Consider the following 14,661-nt stretch of genomic DNA (forward strand, 5'->3'; position numbering starts at 1 on the left):
CATCGCTGCAAGTTTACCAGAAGCTTTTGTGAAGTCTGGAGCAAGCGATAATAAATTTTTCTTTTCCAGATCTTCCTTTACGGCTATAAAGTTTGATGGCTTTAGTACACCGGTATAATCTTCGATCTCGTTAATATCTGGATATACTGAATATTGTCCAATTTCGTGAGAAATTAATGGCACTTCTATATTACGACTATTTGCGGTATAATCAGTTTCAAAATTTGGGCTGTATTCATTAAAAACACCTTGCCCGCGAATCCATCCTTTATCTGTCCACTGCGTTACAAAAAATTCATCTTCTGGTTCTGGACGAGTTCCTACCGGTTGCTGAAAAGAAAAACTTGTAGTCGCATATAAATGTCTTGTGTCTTTCTCTTTTAATTCTGAAACCAGATTATTTAATAAATCGAAGTTTCCTTCTAACTCGTTCCCCATAGACATAAATAGAAACGAAGGATGATGCCCATAATCTGCAATGATCTTATCGGCTTCACTTTCTAAAAACTGCCATGTTTTTTCGTCTTCCCCAACTTTTAAACTCCAATGCGGCAATTCTACCTGAAGGTACATTCCAATCTCATCGGCTGCAGCAAAAGCAGCTTCAGGAGGACACCAGGAATGAAATCTAAAATGGTTTAAGCCATAGGCCTTAGCTTTTTGATAAAGATCTAACCATTCCTCTTTTTGCATTGGCGGACGGCCGGTTAATGGAAAGATCACGCATTCTAAATTCCCACGTAAAAAGATTCGGTGATCATTTAGCGTAAGTTCTCCGCCATCATGGCTCAAGCTACGATATCCAAAAGTCTTGGTGATCTTTTTTTCTTCAGTACCTACCTGAACCGTATAAAGCTGCGGATTAAATTCGTCCCACTCTTCTAAAGCTCCTTCTACGGAAAACTGAAATTGAATTTTATTTTCTTCTTCGGAATATTCTGAAATAGATTCTGAAAAAACTGAAGCTCCCTCGCTATCTAAAACTTCTACTGAAATTGGCTTAGACGTACTACTATCTGTAGCAACTTCAATATTCAAAATACCAGTTTTAGTATCAGGATAAACCTCAACACTTTTAAAGATCTTTTGGCTAACAGGTCTAATCGAAATATCTCCTAAAATACCGTTCCATTTAATCTGCGTATGATTGGTATAGGCATGCGCCATTTCCTGATTAACTTTTACCGGGTAACGATCGCCAATCACATTAATATCTGGATAGAAATCTGAATTATCAATTAAAATACTAATCGTATTCTCGCCAGCTTTTAAATTTGAAAGCTCATATTGGTGATTCCCGATCAAACTTTCTCTAGAGCCTACTTCTTCTCCGTTCACAAAAACGGTAGATTTCCATAAAACTCTTTCCAGATTAAGCATCAAGGATTTCCCTTCCCATTTCTTAGGAATTTCAATTTGCTTTTGATACCAGGCTTTCCCAATATACTGTCGTTTACGTGTTAGACTGGAAAGCACATAATTATTAAGCCCAGGCGTAAGCGTATCTTTTGTACCGATGCCGGCTTCATCTAAAGTTCCGGGCAATTGCACTTTTTGGGATTCTGCGTCCCAGGCCGTTTGCCAATTTTCCTTGGCGCCAGTATCTAGAGAATCTAATCGAAGACTCCATTCTCCAGAAAGATCGATTTTGTTAGATTCTGCTTCCTTTTCTGAGACACAGGATAGTTGCAAAACACAAACAGCAACCAAAAAAATAGTGGTGATTTTTGTATAATATGACATTATTGTATTTCATTTTTAGAGGCCTTTGTAAAAGGCCTCTTTGTTTTATAAACTTACCGTATTAAAATCACTGATCATTTTAGCATGAATATGTGCTGATAAATGATACGTATCTAATTCTTTTAAAGCATCAAAAGCCTGCTGTGCTTCCTCGGTTTTTTGAAGTCCCATAGCTCCCAAACCAATCAGGTAATAACAGTGAATTTTATTACGTACTTGAAGGTCTTCTTCCCAAATTAGAAGATCGGGTAGTGAAATAGCAAAATAGTCTAATTTCACTTCGTCTTCCATATGTTCTTTACCGTAATTGTAAAGTTTTTGGAATCTTTTTTCAGCCTCTTCCTGGTTGTTCAATTTTAAGAAGGCCAGTCCCTGATAAAAGATCTTATCGGGTTGCTGGTCGTTATAGAAAATCGCCGGACTAGGTTCTGAAATTCCCTGAGTTGCTGTTTTCCAACTTGCTTCAGCTTGTTCCTTTTCACCTAATTTATCGTAAGCACAACCTAACCAATAAAAAATATCATTTTCCTGAGTGCCATATAATTTTCCTTCACCTAAATTATGAGGATATACCTGTGCTGCTTCTAAATGTGTTATTGCAGTTTGATATTCGCCATTTTTAAGAGCAATTTTTGCAAGCTCTACGTGGGTATTTACGTGCTGATAAGAAACTTTCCCTTCTCCACCTTCCCAGGGATGAAATTGTCGTTTTTCAATTAAGTCTAAAGCTTCTTTGTGATTACCTCTAAAGTTTTGAAGCGAAATATATTCTAAATATAGATCGTCTCTGAAATTGGTTAATTCCAGATTCTTTTCTAAAATTTTAAAACGATCTTCAATAGAAACATTGGTCTTTTTATAGAATTGATCTAACTCCATTAAAAGTCTGGGTTCGTTTCCATCAAGCTCAAACGCATATTCTAATTGCTTTTTAGCAAGGTCTTTTTGATCTGTTTTATTGTAATAAAGTAATGATAGGTTTCTGTACGCAATAGCATTTTGATCACCATGTTCTACAGCCTGTTCCCAACATTTTTGCGCTTCAGTATATTGTTTATTGGCATACCAGAAGTTTCCTAGATAATAGGCTGCGCTGGCATCTTCACTATCTACTTCTAACGCTCGTCTTAAAACCAATACTTCTTCTAATCTATTTGGGAAACAGTAATCTGATGGTTGTTGTTTCGCTTCAGCAAAATACTTTTTAGCAGCTGCCGCATCTCCTAACTGATCGTAGAAATAGGCTTTAAAATAAGCGATCATAGGATAATACTGCGCTTTACTTTCAGTAAATATCGAAAGCAATTCGATGGCAGTATTAAAGTCCCCAGCTTGTGCATAATCCAATGCAAATTCGATGTAATTATGCTCGTAATCTCTAAGGAGTTCTTTGAAAACGGAAAGATCCTCTTCAGCATTACTGATCTTATATTTTTCGAATAAAACTCCAAAGTTGAAACGATCAATCTTTAAAGAATCTTCAATAAACTGAAGTCCTTCTTCAATACGCCCTTCTTTACGTAACAAAATTACTTTTAAATGTCTCGCTTTATGGTTATGCCAGTTAGATACCAATGCCTTATCTACATGCCCTAAAGCCGAATCTATATCTCCTTTAAAACTATCGATCTGCGCAATGTTGAAGTATCCTGCGGCCTGCCATGCAGCATTCCAACAGGCTTTATAAAATGCTTCGTAAGCTTCATCTTTTCTGCCTAAATAATTTAGGGTAACTCCTTTATTAAAATAGGCTTCACCATCATAAGGATTAGGATTTCTTAGCGTTAAGGTTTCAATGGCTTTTTCGAAATAAAGCAATGCTTTTTCGAATTGTGCCTTTCTAAGATACCATAAGCCCATTGCATTATTACATCTTATATCACCTGGTTGGCGTCTTAAAGCTTCCAGGTAATAGGCCGTAGGATCGTAAGTCGCGTGGCGATATTGCTCAAGATGAAGTCCGTTTAAAAATAATTCTTCAACACTATCAATAGCTTTAGGTTCTTTAGCTGCCTTAGCCGCTTCAGGAATTTCTCCTTCTTCATCATCAGATGGAGACCAGCTTACCAGGCTCTTTCCTTTTTCAGTTTTCACCGTTAAACGCAAGTTTTGATAATCTGCTCCATTTTTTTCAACAAGTTCTTCTAATCCATTTGCCGGATCAAGGTCTATTTCAGTTTCAAACAACACATTTTCTTCGGAAGTTAAAACCACTGTTGCTTTTGGATATACTGAAGTTACGTGAACTTTTATTCTGAAGCCATCTTGCTCTTCTTCTAAATTGATAAGCGCTTCTTTGGAAGCATTTTTTACAACACCTACATTATAGTAAGGCATAAAATATTGCTTAAAGCTTTTTTCTTCGTAAGGCTGAAGCCAAGAAAAATCGGGTTGATTATCGGTATAAACACCACACATCAATTCGATATACGGGCCATCATTATCGGTTAAATTTCGATCCCAGGCTTGTCCAAAATCTCCGTTACCCCAGGTCCATTGTTTTTTACCGGGAGAAACGTGATGATTTGCCACGTGTAATAATCCTCCTTTTGAATCATTTTCATAACCTCCTACAAAATCATATTTAGACGTGATCGCCATATAAGAAGTAGGCACCGGAATATTTTTATATCGGGAAATATCGGTTCCCGGAGCATAATCTACTTTGTAATATTCTCCTTTTGCTATAGGAAACTCTGAAACGTCTCTTTTTCCGTGGTCGAATACAGCGTTTACATCAGGTGGAAAAACCGACTGATAATGATCGTTTACCGCCACTGCCGGATTGGCCCACCACAAAAAAGTCTGCGGATGAACCGTACGGTTATAAAGCTGACCTTTTATTTCTAAATAGGCTTTATCTGGATGCAGCGTAAAACCAGCCATTCCTTTAGTTCTAAACATACGTTCCAACTCGCTCACCCAAATAGTTACACTACCATCCTTGTTTTTTTCGATATAAGAATCTGTAGCATCATAAGTACTAGGACGGTGGTGTTGTGGCCAGTTAAACTCAATTCCTCCTGAGATCCAAGGCCCGGTTAAACCAACTAAAGCCGGTTTGATCACGTGATTGTAATATACAAAATGACGTTCTCTTATCTTATCCCAAGCCATTTGGATTCTTCCGCCTAATGCTGGAATCACCATAAGTTTAATATAGTCATTCTCAATATAGATTACTTGCCATTCTTTATCTACCGGCTCATCACTAATTTTCTCTATAACGGGATGTGGATATACTGCGCCCGAACTTGCCTGATAAACCCTTTTTTCGATAAAAACGGGATATTTCTCAGCTTTATAAACTTCATAAGTTGGTATTACAACCGTATCCCTCCAAGCTTTTACATTTTCCATAATGATCAAATTTCTTTTATTGAGTAAACAATTTTTTCCTGCATTAAGAATCAGTTTTAGACTGAATTCAAAAAACCTTTATTTTTTAGATATGATTATTTTTTTTCGAAGTCGGCTTCAATTTCTTCCAAACTCTTTCCTTTAGTTTCGGGTAGCCTGCTCTTTATAAATAAGAAACCAAGAACACAAATTCCGCTATAGATCCAAAATGTTCCATAGGCTCCTAAAGCTTCATTTAAAATTGGGAACGTATAGGTTAAAATAAATGACGCCACCCAAAGCGAGAATGTCGCTATAGACATTGCTACTCCTCTAATACGATTAGGGAAAATTTCGGCCAATACTACCCAGGTAATTGGTGCTAAAGACATCGCATAAATTGCTATTGCTATAATTACGATCAATAGAACAGGAAATCCATTAAATTGAAAATAATATGCTCCTCCCAATAATGCATAGGCGATAGCAAGACCAGAAGATCCAAACAACATTAATTTTCTACGTCCCCAGCTATCTACGGTTTTCATAGCTACAAAAGTGAATAGCACATTTACACTCCCTGTAATGATGATATTGAAAAGCATATCACCAACAGTATAACCTGCTGCCGTAAAAATTTCTTCAGCATAATTAAAGATGATATTAATACCACACCATTGCTGAAAGAATGCCAGTACGATCCCAATTATTAGAATAGGACGTATTTTTAAACTGGTTAAATCACTAAGACTAATCTTCTTTTTCGTCTGGCCAAGACTTTGCTTCATACTAATAACTTCAGTATTCGCGTAATCTTTGCCTCCAATGGTTTCTAAAGTTTTTAAAGCTGAATCATCTTTTCCTGCTCTTACTAAAAACCTTGGACTTTCAGGAACTAAAAACATTAATAGGAAAAATAAACCTGCCGGGATAAGCTCTGCCCAAAACATAAAGCGCCAACCAGATTGCCCGTTCCATGAATTTAAAATATCCAGGCTCGTAAAACTATCTGGAATATCTTCAGCAATAGTATAATTGGCAATTTGCGCTGCCAACATCCCTAAAACGATCGTAAGCTGATTAATGGATACAAATTGCCCTCTATATTTTGCAGGAGTAACTTCAGCAATATACATTGGAGAAAGCGTAGACGCTAGACCAATTCCTAAACCGCCAATTAATCGATAAACAATAAACCAGGTAAAACTATCTACATAGCCTGTTCCAAATGCCGAAAATGTAAATAAGGTGGCAGCAACGATTAAAGGAATTTTTCTACCAAATTTATCTGCTGCAACACCAGATAAAACCGCTCCAAAAATACAGCCTATCAAAGCACTACTCATGGCCCAACCTTGTAAGGAAGGTATTTCGTTTATATCAAAATACAACTCATAAAAAGGCTTTGCTCCACCAATCACCACCCAGTCGTAACCAAAAAGCAAACCTCCCATTGCCGAAACAAGGGCAATAAACAGTAAGTATTTAAAATTGAATTTAGATGTCCCCATAATATATGTTTAGTGAAATTTCCCCGTTAAAGTAGTTATACTTTTTGGTGCTAACTTCACCTGATTTTTATTAATTGCTCTATAACCCAAATCACTGGCTTCTGAAGTTTCGTAAGCCGAATCCAGGTTCAGATTAGTTGATTTAAGATCAATATTTTTTTCTTCTTCAGAATAGTTGATCAACACCACCACAGATTTATTATTGGTAGCATCGTAATATGCTGATACCATAAGATCTTTAAACTGTTCTTCTTCAGGTAAAGCAGAATTACTAACTGCCGAGATCCTTTGCATCCTAGGTGTTACAAATCGAGAATAATTTCCTAAAGCCCATAAAAGCTTAGAATCGTGAAATTCGCCGTCGTATTTTAAAGATTCCTGATCATACATATTTTTTGGATCACCGGTATCTAAATAAATTAAGCCGTCTTTAAAATCTGCAATTGTAAGCGCCGTCCACCACTGCCAGGATCTTGCATTTGCTAAAGTTAAATCTGCATGAATAACTCTTGCTACATAAAGTGCCGTATTAATTCCAAGATCACGTTTGCTTCCGCCACCGATATCATCAGAATTTTCTAAAATACAGAACTCACTTTGCCAGTATTCAAGATCATTTTTTTGTAACTTATTATTTAGTTTTCTTCTTATCGTAATCAAAGAATCTACCGGCCACGTCGTAAAATAGCTGTGACCTGAAATAATAGGTTCTACTGAATGCAGATCTCTAATGTATGTTTCAGGCTCTTTTTTGTCTTTGCTAAAGAAAGCTTCTATTTGATTATCTCTATCTGGTTTTTCAAAGCGACTATACAGATATCTAAGATCTGCTGCCTCTCCTGGGATTATAGAAGTTGAAAGATCCTTCGATCGCAGATCCTTATCCAACATAGCTACTAAATCACTAATCTCATTGTTTTTTGCAGGCGTACCTTCCTGGCTACCTTTCTCCCATTCCCACTGTGGTTCGTTAATTGGGCTCAGATAATCAAAATGAATTCCTTCCTGCTCAAAATGATCTATAATTTCTACTAAAAACCGAGAATATTCATCAAAATAGTTTGGTTGAAGATTTATAGATCCACCCGTAAGTGGCGCATAAGCCTTATCGTTCTTAGACCAGAAATAGGGTGCTGCGATAGAAAAAGCTAAGAATTTATCTACCCCGGCATCCTTAGCTTCATTTAAAAACCATTGCTGCCCTTGTTGTTTATTCCAATCGTAATTTCCAGATTCATCGATAAAAGATTCTCCTCTTCTCCACTCATTCTTAATTCCAGATGCTTCGCCCTGCTCTGTACTTCCCGCACTAATATAAAATCTCCAGATAGAAAGCCCGATTCCTTTAGGGTTTCCATTTTTATCAATCTCTTTACTAAACAGCCAATCTGCGATTTGTTGCTTTTTCTTATCAGGCCAGTTCTTTCCTACAAATTGAGTTCTCCAGGCATCTGAAGCTCCAAAACCGTCGATATCCTGAAACTTTTTTGTTGGATCTATCGAAATTTCAATCGATTGAGAAAAGCAATTAAAAGTTAATAGTATTGTAAAAATTACAAACCTAAAAGCTTTAGTATAAAGATTAGATGTAGTGTTCAAACTATGATAATTATTAAATGACAATGTTCCTAGACATTTATCCAAAAATAACAGAACATAAGCACCCATAAAATGGATTGAGATATTCAAATAATGGATAATATTCCGATTTTTAAGACCTTGATATCCATTTTAAGGAGTTTAAGTATCTTAAAAGTAAATTCAAAAATTAGACAGGAGTCCTCTTTAAAAAATTGCTTGTTATTCGACCAATATCGCCTTTAAGGTAACTATCGATTTTGCAGGAATTTCAAGATCAACAGGACTTACTTCTGTTCTTTCTAAATTGCTACTACCGGAGGTTGTGTACATTTCGAAGCGATCATTAATTACAGAAAAAGAGTCTCCATATCCTTCAAAATTGATTGCTCTACTACTGCCCGTTCTATTAATTAGTACCAGCACTATTTCACGATTTGATTTATATCCAGAAATCATAAAATTATCTACAGACTGTAAAGCATCTCTATAGTCTGGATCCACGACTTCAAAACGTAGCATATCTGGACGTACAAATCGGCTATAATTCCCTAATGCCCACAAGTTTTTTACCGGTGTAAAGGAACCATTAGTATTCGATGGTCCATTGACATTTGACTCGTAGAAAATTAAATTAAATCGAAATGGATGATCTTCGTAAGACGATTGATTAAGCGCTGTCCAAAAGCTCCAACCTGTTGCATTTCCAAAAACCAAATCTGTATGAATGATCTTTGCTAACCATAGCGCATAATCTATTTCTTCAAAAGAATTTATGTTTTGATTTTGCTGATAATCGCTACCTAAAATACTATACTCTGTTTGCCAGTAATCTAAACCACTCCCCATTTGTTCGATCTTAGAACGAAGTGATCTTCTTTGCATTACAGACTCGTTTGTAGTCGCATTACTAAAATAACTATGGCCAGCTACGTGATTTGATACATGATCTAGATCACCTATATAATTAGGACTTGATGAATTGAAGAATTCTTCGATCTGATTTGTTGTATTATCTGAGCCTTCATAAAGATTTCTTAGCTGAGCAGCTTCAGAAATCATAAGTTTGGTACTAACATTTTTTTCATCAAAAACAGCATTCGCTACTCTTAAAAATTCAGCTATTTCAGCATTAAAAGCTTTGGTTCCAGATTGGGTAGCTTCCCCAATATTGGCATTCCATTCATACTGAGTTTCATTAAAGGCTGAAACCGTTTCAAAATCATAACCTTCACTCGCATAATAATTCATTACCTCAGCTAAAAAATCGGCATACGCCTGGTAATTTTCTTCTGGACAATTAAACCCTGCTACATCATTTGTACTGAAGGTATATCCATTTTCAGTTAAAAAGTAAGGCGGTGTTGTTGCCCAGGCTGAAAACTTTTCGACTCCGTATTCTTTAGCCTTAGATAAAAACCATTGTTCGCCCTGTTGCTTACTCCAATCGTAAGTAAGATCGCTATTAAGGTAACTCTCGGTTTCTCTAAACCAGGCGGCTGGGCTAAAACCACTGTTGATCTGATCTGCAGCACCGTCACCAATAACAGTTCTCCATAAGGTTAAACCAATTCCAAGAGGATTTCCCTGATTATCTACTTCATTACTAAATAATAATTCAGCAATCGGCTCCTTACTCTCTGCCGGCCATTCTCCAACCCATTGATCCTGAAAACCACCCGAAGCTCCAAAATGATCTATTGATTGAAATGTGGTATTAAAGTTCAAAATTATACCGTCATTTTCGGGAATCTCGGCATTTGGATCTGTAAAGTTATCTTGTTCGCAAGAAGCAACAAAAACCGCTAAAAAAATAAAGGATAAGAATTTGATTTCTCGCCTACTTATCCCTTTATCAAACCATTTCATCAGTATCCTGGGTTTTGAGTAATATTTCCTCTGGAAAGCTGAATTTCCTCTGGCGGAATTGGCCAAAGCATATGTACACTTGGATCGAATAAAGCTCCTTTATTTTGAGCTTCACCAAGGTTTGTAGTTTCAAAAGGATCTGTACTTTCTTCTGTATTGTACTCAACGAAAGATCCATTTGGTCCTAAAATAGATGCTATACGAGGCATCCCATTTACACGTTGTCTTCTTAAATCGTAAAGACGTTGTTGTTCCAAAGCTAATTCCAATCTTCTTTCTTTCCAGATGGCATCACGAAGTTCTACCCCGCTTAATGACATATCGGTATCTAAAGAAACTCGTTCTCTAATTTGACGTAAAGACTCTAATGCAGCCTGCTCATTTCCAGAAAAATAAGCCGCTTCTGCATGAATAAGAATCACATCAGCCAATCTAAATCTAATTACCGGTAAAGCATGCTGCCCAATCATATATGGAGATTCTCTATCTGCAATTGGGATATAAGCTTTTCGATTAATTCTACCAGATTTGTTTCTTGTAGGTGCCGCATCAAAAGATTCAACTTCTGGATCGCCAAAAACAGGCTCACCATGTTTTATGATGGTAGAACGTAAACGAACCTCATCACCCTCTTCTAAAAAGGCATTCTCAAGATCGCTACTTGGCACACACCAACCCCAACCCTGATCGGTTCTACTTCCTGAAGTTGTAGAAATAGTACCGCCAATATCAGTAAACTGAAAATTAGTGATCATTTCTACTTCAAAAATAGATTCTACACCGTGATGATTATTTACAGAATGAATATCTGCAAAATTAGGCTCTAATTGATATTGCCCAGATTGAATTACCTGTGCCGCCATATCTCTTGCTTCTGGCCATTTTTCACGATATAAATAAGCTTTTGCTAATAAAGTTTGTGCAGCTCCTCTTGTTGCTCTTCCAAGATCATTGGCAGCATACTCGCTTTTTAAAGGTAAATCTGGAATTGCTAATTCCAATTCGCTCTCTACATAATCATAAACCTCATCTTCAGAAGATCTGGTTACATCACGAATTTCTGGCTCTAATAATTCAGTATAAGTTGTTACAATTGGCACTCCACCAAAGTTCCTTACCAGATCAAAATAATACCATGCTCTAAGAAATCTTGCCTCTGCTAACAATCTACTTTTTAAGTCTTCGTCCATTTCTACTTCAGGAATTCTTTCTAAAGCAATATTCGCTCTTGTAATCCCGATATAAGTAAATTCCCAAAATGAGTTAATATACGAAGAACCCGGAAAAACGTTATACGCCGCGATACCTGTAATATCGGGCCTAGGTTGCTCTGTGTTTCCTGCCCAGTTATCATCTGTAGACATTTCGCAGATTTGCCTAAAAAACTCGATTTGATACCAACTTTCTCCATTTACCTGTGAATAAATAGAGTTTACAAAAAGTTCAGAATTCTCTGCGGTACTAAAATAATCATCAAGCTGCTGTCTACCTCTAAGTGGTTGATCTAAAAAATCATCTTTATCACAGGCATTCAGCACTAATCCTCCTACAATTGCTATTAATATATATATTCTTCTCATTACTATAGTGTTAAGTTAAGTCCAACTAAATACGTTTTAGACACTGGATATCTTGCGTAATCTATTCCGAAGTCATTTATAATATCACCTCCGGCAGAAACTTCAGGATCGAAACCTGAGTAATCTGTAATAGTAAACAGGTTTTGACCAGAAACATAAACTCTGAATTTCTGAAATCCTTTAATGTCCAGATTATATCCAAACTGTACGTTACGTAATCTTAAGTATGACGCATCTTCTATAAATAAGCTGGAAGGTCTTTGATAATTTCCGTTTCTATCATTAAGTGTTAATCTTGGAAATTCTGCAGATGGATTTTCTGGAGTCCAAACTCTGCCTAAAGTTCCTGCTGCAATATTTACATCCTGCGTACCGGCATTCATAAAAGTACGAGGGTAATTAAACACATCGTTACCAAAAGAGCCATACCATTGCATTGAAAAATCAAAGTCTTTATAACTCATATTCGCGGTAAATCCACCATAAAAATCTGGAAATGGATTACCAATTGTTGTTAAGTCATCATCATTTAATACACCGTCGTTATTCGTATCTACAAACTTTAAATCTCCTGGTTGTGCATCTGGCTGAATTAACTGCCCGTTTTCAGAAGAGTGTGCATTAATCTCGGTTTGATTCTGAAATATTCCATCGGTCTCAAATCCATAGAACAATCCAACTGTACGACCTAATTCAGTAATCTTAATAAAACGGTTACCCAAGTCTTCTCTATTCTGGCCAAACAATTGCTCGTTTCCTGGCGCCAGAGCAACAGCTTTACTTTGGTTTGTAGAAACATTCATGTTTAAATCCATATCAAAATCTCCCCAGGTTTTATTGTATCCAACCTGAATATCCCATCCTTTAGATTCAAAACTACCTACGTTTTGGGCAACAAGACCAGGAATACCGGTATAGTTAGGCAACTCAACATTAAACAGAAGATCTTGTGAAGTTTTCTCATAGTATTCTACAGAGAAATCTAATGCATTATCAAAAATTGCCATCGTTAAACCTACGTTTTTATCTTCTACAGTCTCCCATTGTAAAGCTGGATTACCAAACTGAGATAAGTAGTTAGACACTACTCGGCTACCGCCAAAAACGTAATTTCCTGTTCCAATTGAAAAGAACTGTCCGTTTCTATCGATATTCTGATTTCCTATTTGCCCATAACCTGCTTTAAATCTTAGGTTATTGATAAAATCTACATTAAAGAATTCTTCAGAATCTACATCCCATGCTACAGAAACACTAGGAAACACACCTAAACGATTACCTTCAGCAAATTTTGAAGATTCATCCGCACGTATCGTCCCGGTAAAGAAATAACGATCATCGTAAGTGTAGATCCCTCTAAAGATTCCAGAGAAAATGGTCTCCACAGCTTCGTTTCCTCCTACTGAAACGCCTTCGCCGGCTGCAGCATCGATATAACGTAGATCAGGGTTTTCATCACTTGGTAATTCTTCCCTGTATGCAGAAACGTAATTGTAAGTTTGAGAATCGAATAACACTCCTCCTAAAACATTCAAATAATGTTTTCCGAAATCCTGAGTATAATTAATCGTGTTATTCCACACATAATTAAAATTCTCATCTACTCTTCTGGTTACATTATTAATTTGTCGTTGCTCGTTTGGAGTTGTAAAAAATGTAGGATTAAATACATCCTGACGGGCATGGTTTATATTAAGTCCTAATTGAGAATTGAAGTTTAATCCATCAATTATTTCGTAATTAAACTGCGTATTAGACATTAATCCAAAAAACTTGGTCTCATTAAAAAGTCTTGCAATGCTACCAACAGGATTTGGAACCTGGTTATTACTCCCTTCATAAATACTAAAAATGTTACCCGTACGTTCGTCTTGCGGTAAATAAACAGGAGTTAAAGGATCTATTCTTAGAACATTGTATAATACATTTGGTGTATTTCCATAGCTCTCAACTCTTGGATTGATATCCTGTTTTATCGAAATCTTATCAGATATTTGAAAATCTGTATTAAATCTAGCGGTTACTTTTTCGTAAAAGCCTTTACTATAATTAGATTCCTGCTTAAAGTAACTAACACTAGCCGCATATTTTATGTTTTCTGAACCTCCAGATGCTCGTAAATTAAGATTGGTTACCGGAGCAAAATTTTCTATCGTTTCGTCCCACCAATCTGTACTTGTATTATAGTCTGCCTGATCATAAATAGGAGCACTACCATCGTTAGTTCTCCTTAAATTCATTACCTGGATATACTCATCTGCATTGGCAACATTTATTTTCTCTAAACGCTGGAATCCCTGCGAGAAATCGAAATTGATCGTTGGTTTCCCAGCAGCTCCCCTTTTCGTTGTAATTAAAACTACACCGTTAGAAGCTCTAGATCCATAAATTGCTGAAGCTGAAGCATCCTTTAAGATCTGGAAGTTTTTAATATCATTTGGGTTAAGAAAATTTAGCGATGTTCCCTGTGCTAATGGCACACCATCTAATACAATTAGGGGTTGCGTTCCATTATTAGAAGTAATTCCTCGTACTAAGATCTGCGGACTCGCACCTGGATTTCCTCCTCCAGATAACACCTGCACTCCCGCTGCTTTACCCTGTAAACTCTCAGCAGGGTTACTTGCCGTAACTTTGGTTAATTCTTCCCCTTCTACGGTAGAAACCGAACTTGAAATTTTATCCCTTTCTATAGCACCATAACCAATTACAACAACTTCACTTAAGGCCTCCTGGTCATTAGCCATTACTACATTTAATACACTTTTACCAGATACCTCAATTTCCTGAGCCTGAAACCCCAGATAACTAAAAACTAAAACTGCGTTTTCCTCAACTGAAATTGTAAAATTTCCATCAAAATCACTAACAGTACCATTACTTGTTCCTTTTTCTGAAATATTTACACCAGGCAATAAAGTACCGGCTTCATCTTTAATCGTTCCTGTAACTTCTTTTTGTGCATACAAAACAGAATTACTGAACAATAGAAAAAGAATTAGTTTGCTTATAATTTTCATATTTTCTATTTAAAAAGTTTT

The 14,661-nt window shown here is 36.5% G+C and carries 7 protein-coding genes; all 7 read right to left on the reverse strand.

The window, feature by feature from the left end:
- Positions 1–1,743: sugar-binding domain-containing protein (locus BM201_RS16790; protein ID WP_394333750.1), on the reverse strand; the 1,743-nt coding region annotated here is incomplete at its 3' end.
- Between the two features lie 45 nt (positions 1,744–1,788).
- The gene (locus tag BM201_RS16795; protein WP_092544760.1) at positions 1,789–5,103 is read right to left on the reverse strand and encodes a DUF5107 domain-containing protein; all 3,315 of its coding nucleotides are present in this window, start codon (positions 5,101–5,103) and stop codon (positions 1,789–1,791) included.
- A 95-nt stretch (positions 5,104–5,198) separates the two neighbouring features.
- The gene (locus BM201_RS16800) at positions 5,199–6,593 is read right to left on the reverse strand and encodes a sugar porter family MFS transporter (protein WP_092544762.1); all 1,395 of its coding nucleotides are present in this window, start codon (positions 6,591–6,593) and stop codon (positions 5,199–5,201) included.
- Between the two features lie 9 nt (positions 6,594–6,602).
- Positions 6,603–8,192 (reverse strand): glycoside hydrolase, encoded by a 1,590-nt coding sequence (locus BM201_RS16805; protein ID WP_175487076.1) that lies wholly within the window; start codon positions 8,190–8,192, stop codon positions 6,603–6,605.
- Between the two features lie 201 nt (positions 8,193–8,393).
- A complete protein-coding gene (locus BM201_RS16810; protein WP_092544766.1) occupies positions 8,394–10,040 on the reverse strand; it encodes a glycoside hydrolase in 1,647 nt (548 codons plus the stop codon).
- Positions 10,040–11,620, reverse strand: a complete 1,581-nt coding sequence (locus BM201_RS16815) for a RagB/SusD family nutrient uptake outer membrane protein (RefSeq protein ID WP_092544768.1) — start codon at positions 11,618–11,620, stop codon at positions 10,040–10,042. Before BM201_RS16815 ends, BM201_RS16810 begins: the two co-directional genes overlap by 1 nt.
- 2 nt (positions 11,621–11,622) lie before the next feature.
- On the reverse strand, positions 11,623–14,640 hold the full coding sequence (locus tag BM201_RS16820; RefSeq protein ID WP_092544770.1) for a SusC/RagA family TonB-linked outer membrane protein: 3,018 nt from the start codon (positions 14,638–14,640) through the stop codon (positions 11,623–11,625).
- Between the last annotated feature and the right edge of the window lie 21 nt (positions 14,641–14,661).

This window comes from Zunongwangia mangrovi (assembly GCF_900112105.1).
GTDB classification, from domain to species: Bacteria; Bacteroidota; Bacteroidia; order Flavobacteriales; family Flavobacteriaceae; genus Zunongwangia; species Zunongwangia mangrovi.

Excerpts from the sequence above, each read along its gene's own strand:
- BM201_RS16810 (WP_092544766.1), bottom strand. The coding sequence starts at position 10,040 with ATGAAATGGTTTGATAAAGGGATAAGTAGGCGAGAAATCAAATTCTTA.
- BM201_RS16795 (WP_092544760.1), bottom strand. The coding sequence starts at position 5,103 with ATGGAAAATGTAAAAGCTTGGAGGGATACGGTTGTAATACCAACTTAT.
- BM201_RS16820 (WP_092544770.1), bottom strand. The coding sequence starts at position 14,640 with ATGAAAATTATAAGCAAACTAATTCTTTTTCTATTGTTCAGTAATTCT.
- BM201_RS16800 (WP_092544762.1), bottom strand. The coding sequence starts at position 6,593 with ATGGGGACATCTAAATTCAATTTTAAATACTTACTGTTTATTGCCCTT.
- BM201_RS16815 (WP_092544768.1), bottom strand. The coding sequence starts at position 11,620 with ATGAGAAGAATATATATATTAATAGCAATTGTAGGAGGATTAGTGCTG.